Annotated in this window: 18 protein-coding genes and 1 riboswitch; of the genes, 8 read left to right on the top strand and 10 right to left on the bottom strand. The window is 45.0% G+C overall.

What is annotated here, in order from left to right:
• Nucleotides 1–60: 60 nt before the first annotated feature.
• The 4 genes from acs to pyrC all read left to right on the top strand — a co-directional run bounded on the left by acs (nt 61) and on the right by pyrC (nt 5424).
• A complete protein-coding gene (acs, locus tag AB2J24_RS04970; RefSeq protein ID WP_367384664.1) occupies nt 61–2004 on the top strand; it encodes an acetate--CoA ligase in 1944 nt (647 codons plus the stop codon).
• Nucleotides 2005–2203: 199 nt separating this feature from the next.
• Nucleotides 2204–3496: a hypothetical protein gene (locus AB2J24_RS04965; protein WP_367384663.1), complete on the top strand. Its 1293-nt coding sequence runs from the start codon at nt 2204–2206 to the stop codon at nt 3494–3496.
• A gap of 21 nt (nt 3497–3517) precedes the next feature.
• Nucleotides 3518–4372 (top strand): D-amino-acid transaminase, encoded by an 855-nt coding sequence (locus AB2J24_RS04960; protein ID WP_367384662.1) that lies wholly within the window; start codon nt 3518–3520, stop codon nt 4370–4372.
• Nucleotides 4373–4377: 5 nt separating this feature from the next.
• On the top strand, nt 4378–5424 hold the full coding sequence (gene pyrC, locus AB2J24_RS04955; RefSeq protein ID WP_367384661.1) for a dihydroorotase: 1047 nt from the start codon (nt 4378–4380) through the stop codon (nt 5422–5424).
• 28 nt (nt 5425–5452) lie between these two features.
• Here pyrC and pgi read toward each other — a convergent pair whose 3' ends face one another.
• The 4 genes from pgi to AB2J24_RS04935 all read right to left on the bottom strand — a co-directional run bounded on the left by pgi (nt 5453) and on the right by AB2J24_RS04935 (nt 11030).
• Nucleotides 5453–7087 carry a glucose-6-phosphate isomerase gene (pgi, locus tag AB2J24_RS04950; protein ID WP_367384660.1) on the bottom strand — a complete coding sequence of 545 codons (1635 nt, stop codon included), beginning with the start codon at nt 7085–7087 and terminating at the stop codon, nt 5453–5455.
• 93 nt (nt 7088–7180) lie between these two features.
• Complete coding sequence (locus AB2J24_RS04945) at nt 7181–8878, bottom strand: AMP-binding protein (protein ID WP_367384659.1); 1698 nt, start codon at nt 8876–8878, stop codon at nt 7181–7183.
• Between the two features lie 31 nt (nt 8879–8909).
• Nucleotides 8910–9788, bottom strand: coding sequence for a polyphosphate kinase 2 (ppk2, locus tag AB2J24_RS04940; protein WP_367384658.1), 879 nt, complete (start codon nt 9786–9788; stop codon nt 8910–8912).
• A 129-nt stretch (nt 9789–9917) separates the two neighbouring features.
• The gene (locus tag AB2J24_RS04935) at nt 9918–11030 is read right to left on the bottom strand and encodes a 2'-deoxycytidine 5'-triphosphate deaminase (protein WP_367384657.1); all 1113 of its coding nucleotides are present in this window, start codon (nt 11028–11030) and stop codon (nt 9918–9920) included.
• A gap of 73 nt (nt 11031–11103) precedes the next feature.
• A riboswitch (SAM riboswitch) is annotated at nt 11104–11181 on the top strand.
• Nucleotides 11182–11267: 86 nt separating this feature from the next.
• On the opposite strand from AB2J24_RS04935, the gene AB2J24_RS04930 reads away from it, so the two are divergent.
• The gene (locus AB2J24_RS04930) at nt 11268–12452 is read left to right on the top strand and encodes an O-succinylhomoserine sulfhydrylase (protein ID WP_162654241.1); all 1185 of its coding nucleotides are present in this window, start codon (nt 11268–11270) and stop codon (nt 12450–12452) included.
• On the opposite strand, the gene AB2J24_RS04925 is transcribed toward AB2J24_RS04930, so the two are convergent.
• Nucleotides 12449–13081, bottom strand: coding sequence for a CDP-alcohol phosphatidyltransferase family protein (locus tag AB2J24_RS04925; RefSeq protein WP_367384656.1), 633 nt, complete (start codon nt 13079–13081; stop codon nt 12449–12451). The two genes, AB2J24_RS04930 and AB2J24_RS04925, sit on opposite strands and share 4 nt — an antisense overlap.
• A 179-nt stretch (nt 13082–13260) precedes the next feature.
• Between AB2J24_RS04925 and apaG the strand changes: the two genes are divergently transcribed.
• The 3 genes from apaG to ade all read left to right on the top strand — a co-directional run bounded on the left by apaG (nt 13261) and on the right by ade (nt 16879).
• Nucleotides 13261–13653: a Co2+/Mg2+ efflux protein ApaG gene (gene apaG, locus AB2J24_RS04920; RefSeq protein ID WP_367384655.1), complete on the top strand. Its 393-nt coding sequence runs from the start codon at nt 13261–13263 to the stop codon at nt 13651–13653.
• The gene (locus tag AB2J24_RS04915) at nt 13650–15107 is read left to right on the top strand and encodes a TrkH family potassium uptake protein (protein WP_244627957.1); all 1458 of its coding nucleotides are present in this window, start codon (nt 13650–13652) and stop codon (nt 15105–15107) included. The genes apaG and AB2J24_RS04915 overlap by 4 nt, the downstream gene beginning before the upstream one ends.
• A gap of 71 nt (nt 15108–15178) precedes the next feature.
• On the top strand, nt 15179–16879 hold the full coding sequence (ade, locus tag AB2J24_RS04910; protein ID WP_420883626.1) for an adenine deaminase: 1701 nt from the start codon (nt 15179–15181) through the stop codon (nt 16877–16879).
• A gap of 16 nt (nt 16880–16895) precedes the next feature.
• Here ade and AB2J24_RS04905 read toward each other — a convergent pair whose 3' ends face one another.
• The 5 genes from AB2J24_RS04905 to AB2J24_RS04885 all read right to left on the bottom strand — a co-directional run bounded on the left by AB2J24_RS04905 (nt 16896) and on the right by AB2J24_RS04885 (nt 25397).
• Nucleotides 16896–20540 carry an efflux RND transporter permease subunit gene (locus AB2J24_RS04905; protein WP_367384653.1) on the bottom strand — a complete coding sequence of 1215 codons (3645 nt, stop codon included), beginning with the start codon at nt 20538–20540 and terminating at the stop codon, nt 16896–16898.
• The gene (locus tag AB2J24_RS04900; protein WP_367384652.1) at nt 20541–22010 is read right to left on the bottom strand and encodes an efflux RND transporter periplasmic adaptor subunit; all 1470 of its coding nucleotides are present in this window, start codon (nt 22008–22010) and stop codon (nt 20541–20543) included. It abuts the gene before it with no gap.
• Between the two features lie 170 nt (nt 22011–22180).
• The gene (locus tag AB2J24_RS04895; protein ID WP_367384651.1) at nt 22181–23167 is read right to left on the bottom strand and encodes an Hsp33 family molecular chaperone; all 987 of its coding nucleotides are present in this window, start codon (nt 23165–23167) and stop codon (nt 22181–22183) included.
• 101 nt (nt 23168–23268) lie between these two features.
• Nucleotides 23269–24195 carry an ornithine carbamoyltransferase gene (argF, locus tag AB2J24_RS04890; protein WP_162654234.1) on the bottom strand — a complete coding sequence of 309 codons (927 nt, stop codon included), beginning with the start codon at nt 24193–24195 and terminating at the stop codon, nt 23269–23271.
• A 29-nt stretch (nt 24196–24224) separates the two neighbouring features.
• Nucleotides 24225–25397 (bottom strand): aspartate aminotransferase family protein, encoded by a 1173-nt coding sequence (locus AB2J24_RS04885; protein WP_367384650.1) that lies wholly within the window; start codon nt 25395–25397, stop codon nt 24225–24227.
• Between the last annotated feature and the right edge of the window lie 227 nt (nt 25398–25624).

Here is a 25624-nt window from a genome sequence, read left to right as displayed (position 1 = left end):
CATAAGTGAATACGATATTATTTAGTAAAATACAGTTTACGTAAGTGTGGGGAGAACACCATGAGCGATCCAATTTATCCGCCATCAGATGATTTTGTCAGTGAAACGCATATATCAAAATCAAAATATGATGAAATGTATGCATCGTCAGTCCAAGACCCAGATGCATTTTGGGGCGAAGTTGGCAAGCGTCTTGATTGGATCGAGCCATTCACGAAAGTAAAAAATAGTACATTTGATTACGATAATGTTTCGATTAAGTGGTTTGAAGATGGTGTTCTAAATGTATGCGCAAATTGTGTGGATCGGCACGTAGAAACACGTGGAGACCAGACGGCTATCATTTGGGAAGGCGATGATCCTTCCCATTCTGAGCACATCACTTACAAACAACTACATGAGCAGGTCTCGCGCCTTTCAAATGCGTACAAAAAACTTGGTGTAAGCAAGGGAGATCGCGTTGTACTTTATATGCCGATGATCCCCGAAGCTGCTTATGCTATGCTGGCCTGCGCACGTATTGGTGCTGTTCACTCAATTGTATTTGGTGGTTTTTCGCCTGATGCTCTCGCAAGTCGTATTGACGATAGCGGTGCAAAATTATTGGTTACTGCAGATGAGGGCCCTCGCGGTGGTAAGAACATTCCACTTAAGAAGAATGTTGATGCTGCTTTAGATATTTGCGGTGATGTTGCAACGATTGTTGTTAAGCGTACCGGGGGCGGACCGGGCAATAAAGACGGTCGTGATCACGACTATGCAGAGCTTGTAGGAAGCGTCTCTGCGGATTGTCCAGTGGAGCCTATGAATGCTGAGGACCCACTTTTCATTTTGTATACATCGGGTTCTACCGGCAAGCCAAAAGGTGTGCTGCATACATCAGGTGGATATCTCACCTATGCGGCGATGACCCACGAGTATGTCTTTGATTATCATGACGGTGATGTTTACTGGTGTACGGCTGATGTTGGTTGGGTAACGGGACATAGCTATATCGTATATGGCCCGCTCGCCAATGGTGCAGTCACGCTCATGTTTGAAGGTGTGCCAACATATCCTGATGCATCTCGTTTTTGGCAAGTTTGCGAAAAGCATAAAGTCAATCAGTTTTACACAGCCCCAACAGCTATTCGCTCTCTCATGGCTCAAGGTAATGAACCTGTTGAAAAATGCGACCTCTCATCGGTTAAAGTTTTGGGTACCGTTGGTGAGCCAATAAATCCAGAAGCTTGGAATTGGTACAACGAAGTTGTTGGCAAGGGGAGATGCCCGATCGTTGATACATGGTGGCAAACTGAAACTGGTGGACATATGATTACCCCGCTTCCAGGTGCTACATCGACAAAGCCAGGATCGGCAACGACACCATTCTTTGGTGTTCAGCCCGTGCTTCTTGACCCAACATCAGGTGTTGAAATTCACGAAACAGCGGCCGAAGGCGTATTGTGTATAAAAGACAGTTGGCCCGGCCAGATGCGTACGGTTTATGGCGATCATAAGCGTTTCGTTCAAACCTATTTCTCAGATTATAAAGGTTATTATTTCACTGGCGATGGGTGCCGCCGTGATGCAGATGGTTATTATTGGATTACTGGCCGCGTCGATGATGTGATCAATGTTTCTGGCCATAGAATGGGAACGGCAGAAGTTGAGAGCGCGCTTGTTGCTCATTCGAAAGTGTCTGAAGCCGCCGTTGTGGGGTATCCTCATGATGTGAAGGGTCAAGGCATATACTGTTACGTGACACTTAATGCAGGTGAAGAGCCGTCTGATGAGTTACGACTCGAGCTTCGCAACTGGGTGCGAAAAGAAATTGGACCAATCGCATCGCCTGATCTATTGCAATGGGCGCCAGGTCTTCCCAAAACACGTTCCGGCAAAATCATGCGCCGCATTTTGCGCAAAATCGCCGAGGATGATTTTGGTGCTCTGGGTGATACATCAACCTTAGCGGACCCTTCTGTTGTCGATAACCTCATCGAAAACCGTATGAACAAGTCCTAGTAACTGGGGATCAACTGAAATGACCGATCAATAGTCGGTCATTTTTGCAGTTAGTGATATCAATAATTACAAATATCATTGATAAGCGTCGTAGTTCTTATAAGATTACAACTCCATGTGTGATCTTTGTTGTAAATTTTGATTGTCCTGTGTATCAGATACGTCAAATTTGATCCGCAATTGCGGGAAGGGCGCTGGCTTGAACGGTATTGAAAAAACACTTCGGGATACTTTGGCGAAGCTGGAAAATCCAGATTCAACAACGCGTCAAAAATTATACGATACGACCGAAGCAATATTGCGCAGAAGTTTGGAGCCCTTTGCTCAGTCAAAGCCTGAGATAGTCGCCGAACGGTTACAAAATCTGCAAGATATAATCGTTATTCTCGAACAAGAGTATAATCTCAAAGTACCGCTTGATGACCTTATAAAAGATCCTTCTTTTTCAATTCCAAATGTTGCGCCTCCTATTACTGAGACTGCAAACTCTGAAAGGTCAGGGGCTGAACCATTCGTACCACAAGTAGAGCCAGACACTTCGATGGCTTCTCCGGAAATTCATACTGATCCTCACCTTTTGGAAACTCCAAGTATTTCACAACCAACTGTGCCGTGGCCTGAATCAAATGTACAAGCGCCCACACAGAACCAATCGACCCCTCATGTTTCAGTGGAAAGAAGCCATATCGAGGTAAGTGAGAAAAGTATTGATATTGATAGGCCGCCGTCAGATACCCCCGATGAGTTGAAAGTTGAGCAAGTAGTGGCGGCAAGTTCAGCTTCAGACAACAAGGCTGATCGCAAGCTTCGCAAGAAAGAAAGACGTGAAAAGCGTCGGCGTCGCGGTAGCCTTTTAGACCTAGTTGCTGGTTCAATTGTATCTGTAGTTTTTATAATCTTTCTGTTTGGCGGGATATGGTTATTTTCAAACAGTGAGTATTATCAATTGTTTCTTGATTGGCGGAACGGCGATAATCTCGAAAACTCTGAAGAACAGATTGCCGATAAAGATTTCATCCCAAAACCATTGACGAGCGAAGGCGATCAGTTGGACAGCTGGACGGAGATATTTGGTTATAAAGATGTCGAAAATGTGCGCGGTCGCGGTGAAGCGTTGGTTGAAACAATTGATGACGGCGGTGATGGTGGTGTTCGTATTACATCTGTTAACTCCAGTGAATTTGGTGAGGCACAAATCCCACTGGATACTGATAAATTAAGGGCTGCTACATCGCAAAAGTTTGCAATTGCATTGTCAATATTTGCAGAAAGTCCAACCCAGATTTACGTTAAGTGCCAGCTTAAGAACGGTATTGAAACTGATCGACGGCGTTTTCAACTCAATGGTGGCCTTAATAATGTTATGTTAGAAATGGATATGACTGGCGTGGCAAGTTTTGATCCGGCTCCACATATTGCCTTGAATAGCGATATAACAGGTGGAGGTCGCTCCATTGATCTATATGACGTGAGATATCAAATTATTGAGTGATCAGATCTAAAGGAATTTAAGATGCGGACTATTTTTGTAAATGGCAAATTCGTGGATGAATCTGATGCTGTGATATCCGTTTTTGATCGCGGGTTTCTGTTTGCTGATGCAGTTTATGAAGGGATTGCAGTTCTAGGTCGAAAGCTTGTTGATTTTAACGGGCATATTGATCGCCTGAAACGCTCTTGTGGTGAACTGGATATTCCATACCAAGCCGATGGAGATGAAATCCAGGAGGTCTTAAAAACACTTATCGAAAGGAATAATCTTGATGAGGGATTTATCTATTTTCAAGTAAGTCGTGGAGCTGCCGAGCGAGACTTTGTCTATGATAATAGTGCCATGACACCAAGCGTTGTGTCATTTACACAGGCTAAGAGTATTATTGATAACCCTGTTGCCAAGAAGGGTATTTCCATCGCTACAGTTGAGGACCTTCGTTGGGGGCGTTGTGATATAAAAACTGTTCAACTTCTACATTCATCACTCTCCAAAATGGAAGCTCAGAAACGTGGAGCCGACGACGCATGGTTGGTCAAGGACGGTGTAGTGCTAGAGGGCACATCAAACAATGCATATATCGTAACCAACGAAAATACCATTGTGACACGCCCACTTTCCAGAGCGATTTTACCAGGCATTACACGCGCTGCAATCCTTCAATATGCGGAAGAAACTGGCATTAAGGTAGAAGCACGAGAATTTACCGTTGAAGAAGCAAAAGCAGCGAATGAAGCCTTTATCACCTCGGCGACAACTTTTTTGTTCCCTGTTGTCGAGATTGACGGACAGCAAATTGGTGATGGAAAGCCCGGCGAAATTTCAAAAAGAATTCGCGAATTATATATTCAAGAAAGCTTGAAGAGAGCGATTTAACGCAGATGACAGTTCAGACATTGAAAATTAAAAGGCCAGACGACTGGCATCTTCATTTGCGTGATGGTGAAATGCTGGAAGCTGTTTTGCCTGAGACCACACGCCATTTTGCACGTGCGATTATTATGCCCAATCTCGTGCCACCAGTGGTAACGAATGAAGAGGCGAAAGCCTATCGCGAACGAATTATGCAAGCAGTTCCAAGTGATGATAATTTTGAACCGTTAATGACGCTTTATTTAACAGAAGACACAGACCCTGATGATCTGGAACAGGCTTTCAAATCAGGAACTGTGCATGCGGCAAAACTATACCCGGCTGGTGCGACAACCAACTCTGAAAATGGTGTTCGAAATTTTGAGAACATTATGCCAGTTCTTGAACGTATGGCTGAGATCGGTATGACACTATGTGTTCATGGTGAAGTAACTGACCCCGCCATCGATATATTTGATCGTGAGAAGGTCTTCATAGAAGTCGTGCTTGACCCATTGCGTCAGCGTTTACCGCAGTTGCGTGTGACAATGGAGCATATCACCACGTCAGATGCTGTTGATTATGTAACCGGCTCAACAGGGCCATTAGGTGCAAGCATTACAACGCATCATTTGATGATTAACCGCAATGCAATTTTGGTTGGCGGCATTAAACCCCATTATTATTGTTTGCCTGTCGCTAAGCGTGAAGAGCATCGTCTGGCACTTGTGAAATCTGCTACCTCAAAAGATGAACGTTTTTTTCTTGGTACAGATTCTGCCCCGCACTTAGATAAAGCCAAGATTGATGTTTGTGGCTGTGCAGGTATCTTCACGTCCACAAATACGATGGCCTGTCTTGCACAAGTATTTGATGATGAAAATGCATTGGATCGCCTTGAAGCCTTTTCGAGTTTAAATGGACCAAAACACTATCAACTTGATGCGAATGAAGAGATGATAACACTAGTAAAGCGAGACATTCCTACCGTCTTTCCTGCATCAATCACGACACCGGATGGACCTGTTACAGTGTTTGACCCTATGACACCCCTTTATTGGGATGTTGAAAGCTAGATTTATTTAACGGCTTACCAACTCAATGTTAGCTTCTTGATTGAATATAGTTTGCAAGCGCAGCTGTAGAACTATCATGTCCGCTTGCATCTTCTGTACCTTCAACAACGGGAAGCAGGCCTGTAGCAAGTTCTTTACCCAGTTCCACTCCCCATTGATCATATGCGTTGATGCCAAAAATTTGGGCTTCCACAAAAACACGGTGTTCATAAAGCGCGATCAAGCGACCAAGCGCAAAGGGTGTCAGCTTATCATAAACAAATGTTATGGATGGGCGATTTCCGGTAAAGACGCGATGAGGAGCACCTTCTTTTGCGTTCTCGTCATTCATTCCCTTGGCTTTAAGTTGTGCCGTTGCTTCTTCCAATGTGCGGCCTTTCATTAAAGCCTCTGATTGGGCTAAACAATTGGCAATGAGAAGCTTGTGCTGATGTGTCAAATCTTCTTCATAGGCATTGGCCGCAATCATAAATTCAGCCGGAATAATATCGGTGCCTTGGTGGATTAACTGGTAAAATGCGTGCTGACCATTGGTGCCAGGTTCACCCCAAACTATTGGCCCTGACGATGTTTCTAAAGCCTCACCATTAGTTGTTACGCCTTTACCGTTGGATTCCATATCCAGCTGCTGCAAATAGGCAGGAAAACGGGATAAACGCTGGTCATAAGGCAAGATGGCACGGGTCGTGAAACCGCAAACATTACGATGCCAAACACCTAATAGAGCAAGCATAACAGGTAAATTGTCTTTGGCCTCGGCTTCACGAAAATGGTTATCCATTGAATGAGCGCCATCTAAAAACGCCCGGAAATTCTCTTTGCCAATTGCAATCATGATCGGAAGACCAATTGCAGACCACAGCGAATATCTTCCGCCAACCCAATCCCAAAACCCAAAGACACGCGATGGTGACATACCAAAATCTTGAACCTTATCGAGAGCAGTAGAAACAGCTGCAAAATGATGTTCAACGGCGTTTTCACCCAAGGCATCAGAAATCCATTTTCGTGCGGTCTGTGCGTTGGTCATTGTTTCAATTGTTGTGAATGTTTTTGACGCAATAATCACAAGCGTATTTTCAGGAGAGAGTTTTTCAAGTGTATCGGCAATATGTGCGCCATCAACGTTTGAAACAAAATGTGCCACAGGCCCATCGTGCTCCGGTGCGAGCGCCAGCGTTGCCATAACCGGCCCTAGGTCTGATCCGCCAATACCAATATTGACAATGTCCGTAATGACTCTTCCAGTTGCACCTCTTATGTCTCCCGAGCGCACATCGTCCGAGAACTTGCCCATAGCATCAAGTACTGCATGAATATCAGGTATGACATTCTCACCATCCACGATGATTTCAGTGTCTCGTGGAGCGCGAAGTGCCGTGTGCAATACGGCGCGATCTTCCGTAGTGTTAATTTTCTCGCCTGCGAACATCGCATCGCGTTTTGCAAATACATCTGAAACATCAGCAATTTTCATCAGTTCAGCAATGATATCGTCATCAATACCGCACTTTGAATAATCCATCAAAAAATCATCGTGTTTTATAGTAAATTTTGACGCGCGGTCAGAATTTTTTGCAAAAGCTTGCCGCATATCCATATGACCAGATGAACTGAGATTGGATTTCAGTTGCTCGATAATTTGGCGGCTTTGTGCGTTCATGACAATTAACTCCTGTTATATCGCTCCTATATGACGTCAGAATGTGACAAAATCAACAAAACATTGTCTTAGATAAACAAAAATTTAATCGATTTAAATATTCCGAAGTTCGCGCCGCAATATTTTGCCAACATTGCTTTTTGGCAACTCGTCATGAAAGACGATAAATTTGGGGCGCTTGTAGTTGGTTAGTTCCTTTTTGCAATGCGCTCTTACATCATCGTCTGTGAGGCGTTCATCATTTTTTACAACAAAGAGCTTGATGTCATCGTTGCCGTCTTTATTTGAAATGCCAATTGCTGCGCATTCGGTTACCCCATCCAACATAGTGACAACGTCTTCAATCTCATTGGGGTATACATTAAAGCCGGAAACCAAGATCATATCTTTAAGGCGATCAACGATCGTGATCTGCCCTTCCTGATCCATAAAGCCAATATCACCGGTTTTGAGCATACCGTCTTTTGTCATGATTTTTTCGGTTTCTTCCGGCATGTTCCAATAACCAAGCATAACTTGCGGCCCGCCAATACAGATTTCACCAATTTCGCCTGGAGGAAGTGCTTTTCCTTTTTCATCGTGAATTTCGACGATTGTTGACGGTATAGGCAGTCCAATAGTGCCGGTGAACACATCAAGATCAAAACGATTGCCGCTCACGACAGGAGAAGTTTCCGTAAGCCCATAGCATTCTTTGATCGTTGAACCTGTGACAGTACTCCATCTGTTAGCCACAGCGGTTTGTGTTTTCATCCCGCCACTTGCCGTGATCATGTCATGAGAAAAATCGAGTTTTCGGAAGTCTTCATTATTTAAAAGTGCATTGAAAAGTGTGTTCAATCCACCAAATATCTGAACCTTGTGCTTACGCAAATCTTTGATCAAAGCAGGTATATCTCTGGGGTTTGGTATGAGCAGATTATGTCCGCCGATACGTGTTGAGATCATGAGGTTTACGGTCAAAGAAAAAATGTGAAACAAAGGCAAAGCACAGAGGAAAGTCAGCTGTGACGGCATTGCCTTTCCCTTCACACCGCTATCAATCCAAACAGCAGATTGCTCTGCATTTGAAAGTACATTTGCGTGAGAAATCATGGCAGCTTTTGGTATGCCTGTCGTGCCGCCAGTATATTGAAGCACAGCCAGATCATCGTGACTTCGCTTAAACGGTGTAAAAGAGCGAGCGAAGCCGATTGTCAATGCATCAGTATAGCTGGTAGCTGAGGGAAGCGAATAGTTTGGCACCATCTTTTTGATGTGTCTGACAACATTATTTACGATGAATGATTTTAGACCCAGCGTTTGCCCATGAAACATATCACCCATTCTCGTGATGCAAATATGTTTGACGCTCGTCTCACTCAGTACTTTTTCAAGTGTATGTGCGAAATTTTCCAAAAGAATGATGGTTTTAGCACCTGAATCAACAAGCTGATTTCTAACCTCGCGTGGTGTGTATAAAGGATTGATGCATGTCAACGTAAAACCAGCACGCAAAACCGCCGCGATGATAATTGGCGTTTGTAGAATATTGGGAAGCATGATCGCAACTCGAGCGCCTTCTTGAAGGCCTAATGAATGAAGCCAGCCTGCCATCGCAGCGGATGTATCGCCCCATTCTTTATATGAGATGGATTTACCCATACATGTATGAGCAAGCGCGTTCCCGTTTTTTTCAAAGGCATCTTCAAAAAAAGCGCCAATTGAGTCATGTTCCAACGGTCCGATCTCCGCAGGTACATCCTCCGGATAGGCGTTTAACCAAATATGTTTTTGTTCACTTCTGACCATTTTACCTCCCAAGTAGATGGTCTGACCCTTTTTAGTCCTCCACGAAACCGAGGCCGTGTCCAGCTATTTTATTGTCAATCTCACCGATCACGTCTCCATCCTTACCCGTATACGGCAAAGCCGTTAAAATGGTTCGGATAATGTTTATGCGTGCGCGACGCTTGTCATTAGCTTTCACCACTGTCCAGGGTGCCAGTTCGGAATGCGTGGTCGATAGCATGAGATCACGTTTTTTTGTGTAGTCGTCCCACTTATCAAAGCTTGCAATATCCATCGGCGAAAGCTTCCATATTTTGAGAGGATTGTGACGGCGATCATGAAAGCGTTTGAGTTGCATTTCGCGACCAATATTAAGCCAGAATTTAAAGAAATAAATACCTTCATCCGATATCATTTTTTCAAATAGTGGTGTGTCTTGTAAAAAGTTGGCATGTTGCTCTGGCGTGCAAAATCCCATAACCGGCTCAACACCGGCCCGATTATACCAAGAACGATCATAAAGCACCATCTCGCCGGATGTCGGAAAGTGTGATACGTAGCGTTGATAATACCATTCGCCACGTTCGCGCTCAGTCGGTTTTGGTAGTGCTACAGAACGAACGGTTCGGTGGTTCATATATTGCTTTACAGCATTAATCGAGCCGCCTTTACCTGCCGCATCTCTGCCCTCAAAAACTGAGATAACTCTATTATCGCTTTCCTTAAGCCATGCTTGTACTTTGACAAGTTCTACCTGTAGAGCTTCTATTGTTTCTTCGTATTGTTTCCATTTCAACTTCTTATCATATGGATAATCACCCGATGAGAATGCATCTTCGTCTAACCAATTAGGAAGTTCAGGATTGTCAATATCAAATTCACGTTGTTTGCCGTTGATTTCAAGCGTCACAGCTCGGGATTCATTACTCATATCACTCACTCATTGGGCAAAACGCCGCGTTATTGTTATCGGTTAAGTGTAATTGGCGCATATTCTCGGAGATTTTTCAAGATATTTGAGTTGGAGATGTAAACTTAATCAAATACTTGCGCGCGCAGCCTAGCGAAAATGCTTGGAAAGTTTGAGGCCCTGCGCCTGATAATTGGACTTCAAATCAGCACCGTATAGTGCCTGTGGTTTTTCCTGCATATGCTCATAGACAAGACGCCCAACAATTTGCCCATGTTCCAGAATAAATGGAACTTCATGACTGCGAACTTCAAGCACGGCGCGGCTGCCAGTTCCCCCAGCTAAGCTATTGCCAAATCCAGGGTCAAAGAAACCTGCATAGTGAACACGAAATTCTCCAACGAGTGGATCAAACGGGGTCATTTCAGCGGCATATAACGGCGGAACGTGCACGGCTTCTTGCGAAGCAAGAATGTAAAATTCATCAGGATCGAGGATAAGCTCTGGCACACCGCGATTATAAATTGGTTCCCAAAAATCAAACACATCATGTGCTGCTTTTATGTCTACATCAACAACGCTTGTATGATGCTTGCCACGATAGCCAACAAGAGAACCTTCACCATCACCTTGTAGGTCGATAGACATGCCGATGCCGCCGCCCGATATATTTGGCGCATCCGCATGAATGAGTGTTTCGGCATCATGAAGCGCGCGAACATCATCTTCGCTTAACAGCGCATTGCCTGTACGAAAACGAACTTGCGAAAGACGTGATCCAGTACGGGCAACAATGGGAAATGTGCGAGGACTAACCTCCATCCATAGCGGGCCATTGTATCCCGCGATGATTTTATCAAACTCCGGCCCGTAATCAGTCATAACGCGGGTAAAAATATCTAGCCGCCCAGTTGAGCTTTTGGGATTGGCAGATGCGGATATCGTTTCTGGTAGATTGATGCTTTCAAGTAGCGGCACGATATAAACACATCCGGTTTCAAGCACAGCGCCATTGGTAAGATCAATCTCGTGAAGCTTTAACCGATCGAGCTTTTTTTCAACCGTACTATTGGGGCCTGGCAAAAAACTTGCTCGCACGCGATAAGCTTTAGCGCCTAAACGAAGATCAAGACTTGCAGGTTGTATTTGGTCAGAATCCAGAGGCTTTTGACTCGCCAGGCGGCCTTGGTCAAATAATTCTGAAATCAGTCTATCTGACAAAATTCCTGTCTGACGTCCGTTATTGCTCAAGGTTTCAGCCATCTCACTTATCCATCGTTTGCTTTTTTCTGGCAGTTCATGCGAATTGACGCAAGTCGAGGATCGTGATAATTGCTCGTTATCCCGTGGTGATTTGGCCGACCGGCTTGCAGCCACTTTAAATAACTAGCTAAAAGGTCGTGCGTTTAAGAACTCTTTTGACGTTTGACCGGCTGGCTTGTGCAAGTCGGTTTTATTTTGCCTGAGTTTTTCTGCTTGGCTAGTTTGTTTGGAAGTAACATGACTGAAAAAAAATCTTATCGCGATGCAACGAAGCTTGTTCATGCTGGTACAACCCGTTCGCAATTTGGTGAAACATCTGAAGCCCTTTATCTAACACAAGGCTATTTGTATGATAGTTCGAGTTCGGCCGAAGCACGTTTTTTAGGTGAAGAAGACGGGTATATTTATTCCCGCTATGCCAACCCTACCGTTTCCATGTTTGAAGAACGGATGTGCATACTCGAAGGTGCAGAGGAAGGCCGTGCAACCGCTTCCGGTATGGCAGCTGTTACTGCAGCGCTTATGTGTCAGGTTGAGGCTGGTGATCATGTTGTTGCCGCCCGTGCACTATTTGGGTCTTGTCGTTGGGTAATTGAAAAACTAATGCCGAAATATGGCATTGAGACAACTCTGGTTGATGGCACGGACCTCAAAAAATGGGAAGAAGCTATTCGTCCAAACACCAAAGTGATGTTTTTGGAAAGCCCAACAAATCCGACACTGGAAGTAATCGATATTGCTGGCGTTGCTAAGCTGGCCAATCAGTGCGGCGCAAAGCTTGTTGTCGACAATGTTTTTGCAACTCCACTTTTCCAGAAGCCTTTAGACTTAGGCGCGCACATTGTGGTTTATTCGACGACAAAACATGTCGATGGCCAAGGCCGTTGCTTGGGTGGAATTATTCTGTCAGATTCCGAATGGATCAATGAGACGTTGCAAGATTACTATCGTCATACTGGACCTTCCATGTCACCGTTTAATGCGTGGACAATGCTAAAAGGGCTTGAGACCTTGTCATTAAGGGTCAATGAACAAACGCGAAATGCAAAAGCGGTGGCCGATTTCTTGGCGGAGCATAATGCTATTTCACGTGTTATCTATCCAGGACGAGCAGATCATCCTCAGGCAGATATTATTGCCAAGCAAATGACGGGTGGGTCCACATTGGTGGCCTTTGAATTAAAGCGCGGTAAGAATGCAGCATTTAAAATGCAGGATGCACTGGATGTTATTAGCATCTCCAATAATTTGGGTGATGCGAAGAGTTTAATCACGCACCCGGCGACAACAACTCACAAGAATTTGGCAGAAGAAGATCGACAGCTTCTTGGTATCACCGATGGGACTGTGCGTGTTTCCTTTGGGATTGAAGATGTGAATGATTTGCTTGAAGATTTCGAGCAAGCACTTAATAATCTTTAGTTGGGCATCTGTTCTTGTCTACTTGCATCAAACGCCGCCTTTGCCAGCATAATTCGCGAGAAGGCGGTATAGATACAGATTGCTGAAAAAATGTAAGCAATGATCGAAAACCAGTCCGGGAAGATGCAAAACAGCGCAAACGTGATGAACGTCTCGGTGGCTTCGGCAAGACCGGTAGTGAAGTAAATAGATTTTTGACCACGGACTTCCGTCTTGAGTTGCCATTTTTCTGCAAAAATTGAATAAGCAAGAAAACTCGAACCAGTGATGTAAAACGAAAAGAGCAGAAGAGATCCTGCGATCGCATTGTTTATTGGATCATAAATAATGAAGGCAAGTGGGATTAGTCCATAGAAGGCAAAGTCCAGAACGATATCCAAGAAACCGCCAAAGTCTGTTGTTTGGCTGTGTCGTGCCACCGCGCCATCTAGCCCATCGCCTACTCGACTCAAGAGCAAGAGCGCAAGCCCAGAAATAAGGTAACCATAGACAATAAAGATCGCTGATATAAGCCCGACAATGAAAGAAGCTATGGTTACACTATCAGCCGAAATGCCTCTTTTAGCCAGAAATTGACCTGCACTATCCAGCATTGGGTCGATTATTTTGCGCGCTGAACCGTCCAGCATATCAGTTTCCTCAGTTAATTTATTTTCCCATACAGATACTAACCAACATACGCAATTCATTGTTCATCACTTATTTGTCACCAAATGATTGGCCTTTGCTGACTTGACCTGATCATCATGCTATAGAATAAGGCAATATGGTTGATAAGGCCTGTTGATAAAGGACTTGAAGATAGCGGATGTATCAGGCGACAACAAATGACATAGACGTAGAAGTCGAACCATTTTATATCGATGAACAATCTGAACCGGATGAAGATCGATATGTTTGGGGCTATCATATCAAAATAACCAATCGTTCTTCCAGTAGAATTCAACTCATAAGCCGTTATTGGCATATTACTGATGAGAATGGTTATGTTGATGAGGTTGCCGGCAAAGGTGTGGTGGGGGAAGAGCCATTTTTAGAGCCGGGTGCTTCATATCAATACTCATCCGGTTGCCCGCTTGATACCCCTTCTGGGATTATGCTCGGGCGTTATCAATTTAAAACAGATGCAGGTCTGGTGTTCGATGCAGAAATTCCGGCCTTCTCATTAGATCGGCCCGATATACAGAGAGTTTTGAATTGATCGGTCTTATAGATCTTAGACCTGTCGCATTGGTGACCGGCGTATTAATCACGGCGCTGGGTGTGTCAATGTTGCTACCCGCGCTCGTAGATCTTATTGTTGGCAGTTCGGACTGGCAAATTTTTGCCATTACATCTGGGCTTACAATACTTGTCGGGCTTTTGATGTTTATCTCCACCAGAGGCATTCCAAAGGGGTTATCAACGCGACAAGCGCTTTTGATGACAGTATGTTCTTGGCTTGCGTTGGTGGCTTTTGGGGCATTGCCATTTGTTTGGTCCGGTGTCGTTGATACTTATACTGACGCCTTTTTTGAATCCATGTCTGGCCTTACCACAACGGGCGCTACCGTAATTGATGATCTTGATAATGCCCCTCCTGGCATTTTGTTTTGGCGCGGCCTTCTTCAATGGCTTGGTGGTCTTGGGATCATTGTGATGGCGATTGCCGTTTTCCCAATGTTGCAAATTGGTGGTATGCAGCTGTTTAAAGCTGAGGCATTCGATACGGCAGAAAAAATCCTACCACGAACAACACAAATCTCATCTTCAATCACATTGGTCTTTATTGCGATAACAGGTCTTTGTGCCGTGCTTTATATTGCGGCTGGCATGGCTGTTGACGATGCTGTTATCCATGCGATGACAACAGTTGCGACTGGTGGTTTTTCAACAAAAGATGCATCTATGGGGCACTTCAATAGTGCCTCGATAGAAGGTGTTGCGATCATATTTATGATCTTAGGTTCGATACCATTTATCCTCTATGTGCAAATGATCCAAGGGCGGTTCAAACCACTTTGGCAGGACTCGCAAGTTCGCGTGTTTGGCGTATTTCTGTTTATAGCCATTTTTATGGCATGGTTCATGGCAGTAGCGAGTGGAGAGCATCAAGGCGCAAATGCTCTTAGGTTTGCGGCCTTCAATGTTGTGTCTGTTGTCACCGGTACAGGCTATTCGACGACTGGTTACGATAGTTGGGGCGCATTTGCTGTAAGTTTTTTCTTTCTTATTATGTTTGTGGGCGGTTGCGCCGGATCGACATCCTGCGGCATTAAAGTGTTTCGGTTTCAGGTGCTGTTCCAAGCAGTAAAACAGCATCTCAATCAGGTAATGTATCCGAGCGGTATTTTCAGACCACGATTCAATGGTAGGCCCATTCAACAACAAGTTATTGCCTCGGTTATGGCGTTCTTCTTTTTATTCATGGTGTCTTTTTTCGCACTCGCATTGGGTCTTAAACTTTGTGGGCTAGATACCACAACGGCACTTTCGGGGGCAGGGACGGCTATCGCCAATGTTGGTCCAGGTTTAGGCAGCACCATCGGTCCGACTGGCAATTATGCAAGCTTAAGCGATACGGCAAAGTGGCTTTTATCCATCGGCATGTTGCTCGGACGTCTCGAACTCTTCACACTTCTTGTCATTTTCCTGCCCAGTTTTTGGAGAACATAATCTGGGTTGATTGGGGAAAGGTTCGAGTTGTATTCCAACAAAAGATAAAAGTTGCAGATAGGCATTAAATGATAAGGGAAATAATTTCCAAACGGATTGATCAAGGACGTGGAACAGAAAAAGCTGACTTGGTTTTAAAAAACGGTCGCTTTTTTGATTTAGTCACGGGCGAATTGGTTGAAAGTGATATTGCCATTTGCGGTGATATGATCGTGGGTACTTGTGAAGATTATGAAGGTGTTGAAGAAGTTGATCTTGACGGGAAAATAGTCGTTCCGGGTTTCATTGATACGCATCTACACATTGAATCTTCGATGGTAACACCATTTGAATTTGATCGTTGTGTTTTGCCTTACGGTGTGACGACAGCACTTTGTGATCCGCACGAAATAGCCAATGTACTGGGTATCGAAGGTATAGAATATTTCCTCAAATGTGCCGAACGTACAATTATGGATGTGCGTGTTCAACTTTCCAGTTGTGTGCCTGCAACACAGATGGAAACATCCGGTGCGCGATTAGAGGCAAAAGACCTAACACCGTTGATGGATCATCCCAAGGTCATCGGCCTAGCTGAATTTATGAATTATCCCGGTGTTTTAAATAAAGATGAGGAGTGCCTTGATAAATTAGAAGCCTTTGCTGGCCGCCATATTGACGGGCATGCACCCTTGGTCAGAGGTCATGATATAAATGGATATCTAGCCGCCGGAATATCGACAGACCATGAGACAACGACAGCTGATGAAGCAATGGAGAAGCTTCGCAAGGGTATGCATATTTTAGTGCGTGAAGGCTCAGTATCAAAAGACCTGCATGCGCTAGCCCCAATTATCACCGAACGAAATTCGCCATTCATTGCATTGTGTACAGATGACAGAAATCCGCTTGATATCGCAGAGCAAGGCCATCTTGATTATATGATCAGAACCGCCATTAAACTTGGCGCCGACCCGCTTGCGATGTATCGTGCTGCTTCAATTTCAGCGGCGCGAGCATATGGCTTAAAAGATCGTGGTCTTGTGGCACCTGGTTGGCGTGCTGATTTGGTGATTATAAGTGATTTAAATGAATGCGATATTTCAGATGTCTATAGCGCGGGTCGTAAGGTTGATAATGCGCTATTTGCTACGCGAGAAACTATACCGCCCATTGGTCGTGATAGTGTCCGTTCACGAGATATAACAGCGCGAGATTTACACATTAAATCTGGTGGGAACGAGGCACACGTAATCGGTATTGTTCCCGGCAAAATTATTACACAGCATATAAGATCCGAAGTGTTAGATGGAAGACCAGAGGCCAATGCTGATCTAGGTCGAGATATAATTAAAATTTCGATCATCGAACGGCATGGGAAAAATGGAAATGTTGGCACTGGTTTTGTAAACGGATTTGGTTTGCAGAGCGGTGCAATCGCATCCACTGTTTGCCACGATCATCACAATATAGCAGTCGTCGGCGTGGATGATGGTGATATGGCTTTGGCCGCAAATCGTCTTCGTGAGATTGAAGGTGGTTTTGTTGTTGTTGATGGTGGCGAGGTGCTGGCAGAAGTTGCGTTACCTATTGCAGGTCTCATGAGCCTTGAGCCGTTTGAACATGTACGAGATCAATTGATCACGCTTCGCGCTGCTGCAAAAGGGTTGGGCGTCACGCTTGAAGAACCGTTTTTACAATTGGCATTTCTTGCACTCCCAGTTATTCCGCATCTGAAAATTACCGATATGGGTATGGTGGATGTAGATCGTTTTCAGATCATTCCATCTTGACAATTTGATCCCAAATTTACTCCGCTGGTGGATTTGATGTTGTGGCCTTATTCGGTGAATTTTCTCGAATTTGACCAAATATAGCCGCGAAAACTGTTCTTATATCGTTACCCACACCAACGAGGGCAGGCACGAGAAACAGAACGAGGAATGTTGAAAGTGCAAGACCAAACACGATTGTAATTGCCATTGGCAGGAGGAATTGTGCTTGTCGGCTTGTTTCAAATAATAGCGGCAGTAATCCGCCAATAGTTGTGAGTGATGTCAGCATCACAGCGCGCAGGCGATCAAGGCTGGCACCAATAGCAGCTTCTGCTTGATTTACACCTTCTCGTAATCGCTCATTGAGGCGAGCAACTAAGATAATGGAGTCGTTGACCAAAATACCGGATAAGCCAAGCAGGCCTATGAATGATAAAATCGTGAGTTTGAATCCCATCAACCAGTGACCAAATACGGCTCCGACAATACCAAATGGGATGATCATCATCACAGCAAGAGGCTGCCAATAGCTGCCAAAGAACCAAGCTAAGATGATATAAATCACAATGATGGCAATGATGGCGCCAAGGCGGAGATCTGAAAACGCGTTCTTTTGTTCCTCTGAGCGCCCACCAAAGCTATACGTAACGCCATGTTTGGCGGCAATTGATGCAAGCTCGCCGGCAGATGTAAGCGTTTCGGTTACTTTGTCCGTTGTGGAGACATTATTATCAATATCACCTGAAACAGAAATCGTGGTTTTGCCATCGCGGCGCTTTATGGATGCAAAGCCCTGTCGCTCACTAAGATCAACAATTTCAGTTAACGGCACGAATTGGCCAGATGGGCCTTTAAGGGAAAGGTTTCGTAATGCTGCCAGCCCGCTTTCGCGCAGTTCAGCACTGACACGAACCGTTACTTCATCATCGCCGCGTGCAAATCGGAATGGGACATTACCTTCAAATGAATTTCTAATCTGCCGACCAACATTATCGATGGAGAACCCCAGTGCGGAACCAAATGGCGTAAGTTGCATAACAAGTTCTGGTTTTCCGTAAGGTAAATTATCCTCAACACCCGATACACCTTCTAGCGTTGAGAGAAGTTGTGCGACATCATTGGCTGCCGCTTTGAGCTGTTCTGAACTATCTCCCTGTAAGCGAACCTCAACATCTCGTCCGGGAGGGCCTCCGCGAGATTGAGCAACTGAGAAACGTTGGATGCCAGCAATACGTGGAGCTTCCCTGCGCCACGCGCTCACAATGTCATTTGTCCTAACTGAGCGAAACTCTGATGCTGTTAACTGAACATTTATTCTTGCCTGTACAGCCCCGTTTCTATTGGATGCACCAAATGTTGTGAATATAGCGCTGACAAGCTGCTCGTTTTCATCAGTTAATTTGTCATCCGCATCGCGAAGCGACTTTTCATATGTTTCGATGGCTTTGAGAGCCTGATCCTCCGGCAGGCCAGCATTGAAAACAACAATACCAGTAATATTTTCTGCTTCCGGGGACGGGAAGAATACAAATTCTACTTTCCCACTTTTAATTAGCCCGACAGCCAAAACCATGACGAGGCCAGCAGAAAAAGCAATGGTCACATATCGCCAATTATAGGATAGGCGCACCAGCCAGTGAAATGGATTGTCGCGGAACCAATTAAAACGAGCATCAAAGTTTCGGCGGAACCAACCATCGCCCAGCCTTTGAGCTTCCAATTCTTCTGCTGACATTTTGCTTTCTTTACGTCGAACAGATATCTCGCTGAACAGCACGATAATGACTGCGGTCACGATACCAGCAACCATTAAATTAATATTCGGAATTGTAATTAGGCTGCCAATAAATGAGCGTATATTTTCAAATTCACCAGATCCAGAAGCTAACGATGAATAGATATTCGCAAGTATCAAACATCCCAACGAAGTTAAAGTGAATGTTATGAATGGGCGCAGGAGCTTGATGAAGATAAACTCAATAATGGTTGCAAAAGTAAGGGCTGATAGCGCTGCGAGAGCAGCTCTCATGAACGACGGCATGTCAGCCAATTGAGCCAATAATGGAGACGCTGATTTATCGGCACCTATGCTTAGTCTGTTTAAAATAGCTGCCAGCGTTAGTGTCATAATCAACGCGATGAAGAACTGACGCCAATAGGACCAGCGAACGATTTTTTTTGTTCTAAGTGAATGAGCCAAATGTCCTGGTAGAATTAAAAAGCACTCAATCAAACTTGCAATGAGCACTGCTATCACTACGTAGGGGAGCACACCCATGATTTGACCAATAGTGTCATTGATCAGAAGGATCGGGCTAAATGCTGCAAGGGTGGTCAGCATTGCTGCCATCACCGGTGTCATCATCATGCCGACGCCATTTTCTGCCGCGGTTATATTGTCATCTCCCGCTTCCAATCTGGTGTTGGTGTGCTCTCCAACCACGATTGCGTCATCGACAATAATGCCAAGCATCATGATCAAGGTAAACAGTGTGATCATATTAATGGTCTGTCCGATGACCAGCATAAATCCGATGGTCGCTAAAAGCGCAATAGGAATTCCTGCAGCAACCCAGAAAGCGATGCGTGCGTTGAGGAAAATAAACAGTGTGAGGACGACGATAAGTAAGCCGCCCGCCGCATTCTTGACCAAAAGCAATATTCGTTCTGACAGTGCTTCCGATGATACGCGGTAAGTTTTTAATTCGATATTATCTGGCAACTGTGGTCGAATTTCTTCGATATAATCAAACAAGATTGCAGCTGTTTCTAGCGTATCCGCAGATGGTGCTCGGCGCACATCTAGCTCAATCGCTGCTAAATTGTCTGAGCGCCCGCGAGTGTCACTGCTATTAAATGAATCTTCAATTTTTGCAATGTCGCCAAGTTTAACCTTTTCTCCTGTAGGGAAAGATTTAATTTCAACATCCCGAAGTCCATTTATGTTTCTGGCATTGGCCAATGCTCGCAACTGGCGTTCGATATCACCATCGACATTGCCAGATGGAATATCGCGACTATTGCCGCCAATGATGCTGGAAATTTCAGACACTGTGGTTGATAGCCGCCGCAACTCGCGTTCTGGCACGGTGATTGAAATCTCCGAGGCGCGCAATCCCGAGAAATTAATTTTGTCGATGCCACGATCGATGAGATCATCACGGACGCGTTTTGCCCAGTCGCGTTTAACGCTTTCAGATGCGGAACCGCTTATCGATAGCCGTGCAACGGCATCGAAAAATTGAGAGCGACGAACTTCGGGTGTTTCTGCATCTTCCGGTAAATTGCCAATGGCTTTTGCCGCAGCTTCAACCTCAGAAAGGGCTTCCTGCATATTGGCCCCTTCTGCGAATTCTAACGTGATAGCGCCATTGCCTTCAGATGCGGTAGATGTCATTCGTTCAACACCATTGATGAAGCGTAATTCTGGTTCCGCAACTGCTAGCACGTTGACTTCAACATCTTGTGCGCTTGCCCCCGGCCAGCTGATATAGACGCCAATATTCGGACGGTCGACTGTCGGGAAGAACTGTGTATTGATCTTGGCGATGGCAAAGGCACCAAAGATAATCATCAACACCATTAGAAGGTTGGCGGCATTTGGGTGACGAATAAACGTGCTGATCAGCCCGGCCCACCCATTTTTTACAGCTTCTGTTTGCTTGGCTTGGAAGTTCATCTAACTATCTGTTCCGTTAGCTGTCGCCTTCTTGCGAGGTAAACGTTCATCCCCGTCATGTTTTTTCTTGTTACTCGTCTGCTTTTTATTGCCATCAGAAAAACGGCCTTTTCCTGGGGCTTGAACGGGTATGCCGTCATTCGCCTCGGTAAGCCGGGTAATTAGTAGTTGGTCCCCGTCATTAATCTGCTCGCCGCCTTTCTTAGATGAAACAATTGCATTACTGCCATCAAAGGCGAGTATTTCGATATCTCGTCGTGCAAGTTTATCGTCTTTGACAACAAAAACGTACGATTGATCGTAGATCGATGTTTCCGGAACATTGATTGAAGAGCTGTAAAGTTTATCAGGCACTACAATCTCAACAAATGCGCCAGGACGAAGTTGAACAGCGTGGCTAACCGGATCAATACGCGCTACAACTTCAACACCGCCTCGGTCGGCAGCAACTGTTGCTCCGATGCGATTAATTGTGCCGCTATATTCATAGTTTGTCTCGCCGATCGTCCAGTCGATTGCTACTTTGCGCCCGATAAGCTGGTCGCTATCGATAGCCATCCGTCCATATTGGGCATTTGTGAGGGTAAATCGTACCTCCAGAGATTTGTCATCATAAATAGATGCAATAATATCGTTACTGCTAACTGAACGACCGATTTCTGCATCAGAGTTGGAGATGATTCCGCCAAATGGTGCGAATAATTTCGTGTTTTCCAGTTTGCGTTCAGCCTCACGAAGCTTCCATTTCAATCGTTCGGTGTTTGCGAGTTGTTGTTCACGTTGCGCTTCTGCAATAATAATATTGTTACGGCGTAGACCGACGGATTGCTCACGTTGCGAGACAATCAGCATCCGGTCATCTACTTGCTTTTTGGTCAACGTGCCCGATTGTGACAAAGATTGTGCGCGAGTTAGATCGGCACGTGCAAGATTAAGTTGCTCATTGGATGATTTAAGTTGGTCTTTTTCCGATGCAAGCCTTGCTTCAATCTCACGAATGGCACCCTCTACTTGAGTGAGGTTTGCTTTCGCCTCAAGCACTGCACCTTCATAATTAAATCGATCAATTTCGACTAAAAGGTCGCCTTTGTTAATACGAACGCCAGCGGATAGGTTTGGATTTACATCTATAATCTCACCACCAACCAAGGGGCGCATGTCAATTTTAGCTGCTGTCTCGACCTCGCCATATACGAGTACTGTCGGACGATGATCTTGGATGGTAACATTTCTGGTTTCAACGGTTAAGGCTTGCCGTGTGAAAGGTCTTTTCCCCGGCTCTTCACGACCAGAAATTAAACGTTCCATGGCAAAATATGAGCCAAATAAAACCGCACCCATCAATATGAATTGTATGATTGCTCTAGTGGCGACCATAAAAGGCGAGCGCCTAGCCTTTGTTACATCTTGAATTGGTTCGTCAAGAGCGGGCTTTGTCTCTACGGTTTCAGAAATTGGCTTATCCAGCATGTTAAGATCCACTACTAACCAAGTATGCCGTGTATCGATCAGGATTTGCAAGTTAACAATTGTTCATGTTCGATCAGACATGGCTTCATTATTGAATACGCAAACTCACCCAAAAGAGATGAGTTAAAGGTATCTTCATGAGATAATTTATCTAACGGCGCTTTGTTAATCTAGAAATCGGACATGGTGAAGGCGTGCTCGGTAGAGCAAAATTCGCACACGACCGAGATCTTACCATCAATTGCAGTTTCTTGGAGTTCATCCGGTTCCATTTTTGACAATACGCCGAACAGTTTCTCACGAGAACAGCTACATCTATCATCTACTTTTTGCGCGTCATAAATTCGAACTCCTCGCTCATGGAAAAGACGATATAGCAGCCGTTCAGACCCTATTTGTGGATCTGTTAGCTCATTTGCTTTCACAGTTTGGAGTAGTGCTTTTGCCTCGACCCAAACATCATCTTCAGCATGAGAGGCCTCTTGCGAACCATGAGGTACATCGCCACCAGGAAGATCAGCTTGGCGCATTCGATCTGGTGAGTGGGGTAAGAATTGCATGAGTAAACCCCCAGCGCGCCATTGATGTTGCGATGTGGCATCTTCCTCTTTTGTAATAAGTTCGGCAATACCGAGCTTTATTTCTGTTGGAATTTGTTCAGATTGGCGAAAATAAGTTTCTGCCATATCAGACAGAGTTTCCCCTTTCATCTCTACAATTCCTTGATAACGCTGCATGTGGGCGCCTTGATCAATGGTAAATGCCATAACGCCTTTGCCGAGCAACTGATGTGGCTGGTTCATACCATCGGCGATTGCTAAATCCAGCTTGGCTTGGTCAAATTGCGCGTAAGCACGCAACGCATCTGGCGCTTGAAAATCGGCAACCAACAGTTCAACGGGGCCATCGCCCTTGGTTTGTAGAATAAGGCGTCCTTCAAATTTTAACGATGTGCCCAAAAGTACAGTTAAGACAGCAGCTTCTGCTAGCAACTGTGCCACTAAGTCTGGGTAATTATGTCTGCTTAAAATTTGATCGAGCATTGGCCCGAGCTGTACCACGCGGCCGCGAACATCAAGCCCTTCTACCTGAAACGGGACGACGTGATCATCACCAGATAATTTCAAGTCGTCTGTATGTTGTTCAAAAGATTCCATGTGTTTTGCTCGTCAAAAAAATTGCCAATTAGTGAAGATCTTTATGTGGAGCTTTCATCTTGTATTTTCAATGACAAGAGGAGTTCTCATTATAAGCGTTCCTATAGAACGCCCATACACCATTCGATGATGGCCTTTTGCGCATGCATTCGGTTTTCTGCCTCATCAAAGACCACCGACTGCGGACCATCAATCACTGCATCCGTAACATCCTCACCCCGTTTAGCAGGTAGGCAATGCATAAAGAGTGCATCAGGATTTGCATGAGACATGAGTTCTTCGTTCACCTGAAATGGCTGAAAAACATTATGACCTTGTGCTTTATGTTCCTGGTTCATAGACACCCATTTATCTGTGATCACGCAGTCAGTGCCAGTGACCGTTTCAACAGCGTCATGACTAAGGTTGATCGTAACGCCTTTAGCACGCGCGAAGTCGACATATTTTTGTTCTGGTTCAGAACCTTTTGGCGTACCAATATTCATATTGTAACCCAATTGTGCCGCTCCTTCGAGGAGTGAATGTGTTACATTATTACCATCACCCACCCATGAGAGTGTTTTGCCGGTAATTGGGCCGCGGTGTTCTTCATATGTCTGAATGTCTGCCATGATCTGACATGGGTGTGTATCATCTGTTAGCGCATTGATCACAGGAACTGTCGCATGTTTTGCAAGTTCCAAAAGACGGTCATGTTCCATCGTGCGGATCATAATAATGTCAACATAGCGAGATAAAACTCTAGCAGTATCCGCCATTGTTTCAGATGAACCGAGCTGCATTTCCTGGCCGGATAGTATAATTGTTTCGCCACCGAGCTGTCGCATGCCTACATCAAAGGAGACGCGTGTTCTTGTCGATGGTTTTTCAAAAATCATCGCCAGCACTTTGCCTGCAAGTGGCTTATGTACACCACCATCTGCAAGTTTCTTCTTTGTCGTTTTAGCCTGTTCAATCATGCAGCGAAGCTCGCTGGCATCAATATCTGCTAGATCCAAAAAGTGACGTTTGTTTTCCAACTGTGACATGGTGGGTGTTCCTAAAATAAAAACAGTACTTAAAAAGTTGCAAGAGCTTGTCGAAGTCGAGTTAATCCGTCTCTCGCCTCTTCCGGCGTTAAAGTTAGTGGCGGAAGTAAACGAACAACGTTATCACCAGCAGGAACCGCTAAAAGCTTCTGCCCGCCCATCGCAGCCAGTAAATCCAGATTTGGGATTTTGCACTGAATGCCGATCATCAAGCCTGATCCGCGTATGTCTTCAATCACGTCAGGATATGTATCACTCAACTCCGCCAAACCTTGCTTAAGAATATTTGCCGTGGTGATGACATTATCTAAGAAACCATCTTCCAAAACTACATCAAGAACAGCGTTGCCAACAGACATAGCCAAAGGATTGCCACCAAAGGTCGTTCCATGTGTTCCGGGCACCATTGCGCCAGCTGCTTCTTCTGTTGCTAAACAAGCGCCGAGCGGAAAACCCCCGCCAATGCCCTTCGCAACAGCCATAATATCTGGCGTGATGCCAGACCATTCATGCGCGAACAGTTTGCCGGTTCTGCCAATCCCGCACTGAATTTCATCAAAGATTAGCAGAGCACGAAATTCATCGCACAGGTTTCGCATTTCCGTAAGAAACTGATTTGAGACGCTGCGTATACCGCCTTCTCCTTGAATAGGCTCGATGAGCAGTGCGGCGGTGCGCTCACTCATTGCATTTCTCAGCGCTTCAATATCATTGAGTGGTACTTGGTTAAATCCGGGTGCTTTTGGTCCGAAGCCTTCTATATATTTCTCCTGACCACCCGCTGCGACAGTTGCAATCGATCGACCATGAAAGGCCCCCTCGAATGTAATGATCTCGTATTTGTCAACATCACCTTTTGCAAAATGATAACGGCGTGCAGTTTTAATAGCACACTCCATTGCCTCAAGGCCGGAGTTAGTGAAGAAAACTTTATCGGCAAATGTGTTTTCGACAAGGCGATCGGCGAGTTTTACCTGTCCCTCAATTTGATACAGATTTGAGATGTGCCATAATTGTTCAGCTTGAGATTTTAATGCCTCAACAAGATGAGGATGACAATGCCCAAGAGAGTTTACTGCAATACCTGCGGTGAAATCCAGATACTTCTCATCTTTATCTGTTTTAAGCCAAACCCCGTCCCCGGATACAAATTTGGTTTCAGGGTGATTGAAAACTGAAAATGTTGACGTGGCGGATGCCATGCCTGCCTCCATATAGATATTGCAAAATTATCGCTGGGATGAATTGATCATCACGGGGGTTTAAAATAAAAAACCGCCCTTTTCGGACGGTCCAGTCATTATCACAATTTCGTATTGCAATGTCAATCGAACGAGAAATATGCATTTTTTTGGGTTTTCCCAAGATTTTGGTCGGATTTTACGTAAGTTGGGGAAAACTTCAAATTCCGAATCAGGATGATTCTTCG

This window comes from Lentilitoribacter sp. EG35 (assembly GCF_040784015.1).
Lineage (GTDB): Bacteria > Pseudomonadota > Alphaproteobacteria > Rhizobiales > Rhizobiaceae > Lentilitoribacter.
Note: the sequence above shows the minus strand (reverse complement) of the source record. Positions and strands in the feature narration are given on the sequence as shown.

Excerpts from the sequence above, each read along its gene's own strand:
- acs (WP_367384664.1), top strand. The coding sequence starts at position 61 with ATGAGCGATCCAATTTATCCGCCATCAGATGATTTTGTCAGTGAAACG.
- AB2J24_RS04960 (WP_367384662.1), top strand. The coding sequence starts at position 3,518 with ATGCGGACTATTTTTGTAAATGGCAAATTCGTGGATGAATCTGATGCT.
- pyrC (WP_367384661.1), top strand. The coding sequence starts at position 4,378 with ATGACAGTTCAGACATTGAAAATTAAAAGGCCAGACGACTGGCATCTT.
- pgi (WP_367384660.1), bottom strand. The coding sequence starts at position 7,087 with ATGAACGCACAAAGCCGCCAAATTATCGAGCAACTGAAATCCAATCTC.
- AB2J24_RS04945 (WP_367384659.1), bottom strand. The coding sequence starts at position 8,878 with ATGGTCAGAAGTGAACAAAAACATATTTGGTTAAACGCCTATCCGGAG.
- ppk2 (WP_367384658.1), bottom strand. The coding sequence starts at position 9,788 with ATGAGTAATGAATCCCGAGCTGTGACGCTTGAAATCAACGGCAAACAA.
- AB2J24_RS04935 (WP_367384657.1), bottom strand. The coding sequence starts at position 11,030 with ATGGCTGAAACCTTGAGCAATAACGGACGTCAGACAGGAATTTTGTCA.
- AB2J24_RS04930 (WP_162654241.1), top strand. The coding sequence starts at position 11,268 with ATGACTGAAAAAAAATCTTATCGCGATGCAACGAAGCTTGTTCATGCT.
- AB2J24_RS04925 (WP_367384656.1), bottom strand. The coding sequence starts at position 13,081 with ATGCTGGACGGTTCAGCGCGCAAAATAATCGACCCAATGCTGGATAGT.
- apaG (WP_367384655.1), top strand. The coding sequence starts at position 13,261 with ATGTATCAGGCGACAACAAATGACATAGACGTAGAAGTCGAACCATTT.
- AB2J24_RS04905 (WP_367384653.1), bottom strand. The coding sequence starts at position 20,540 with ATGAACTTCCAAGCCAAGCAAACAGAAGCTGTAAAAAATGGGTGGGCC.
- AB2J24_RS04900 (WP_367384652.1), bottom strand. The coding sequence starts at position 22,010 with ATGCTGGATAAGCCAATTTCTGAAACCGTAGAGACAAAGCCCGCTCTT.
- AB2J24_RS04895 (WP_367384651.1), bottom strand. The coding sequence starts at position 23,167 with ATGGAATCTTTTGAACAACATACAGACGACTTGAAATTATCTGGTGAT.
- argF (WP_162654234.1), bottom strand. The coding sequence starts at position 24,195 with ATGTCACAGTTGGAAAACAAACGTCACTTTTTGGATCTAGCAGATATT.
- AB2J24_RS04885 (WP_367384650.1), bottom strand. The coding sequence starts at position 25,397 with ATGGCATCCGCCACGTCAACATTTTCAGTTTTCAATCACCCTGAAACC.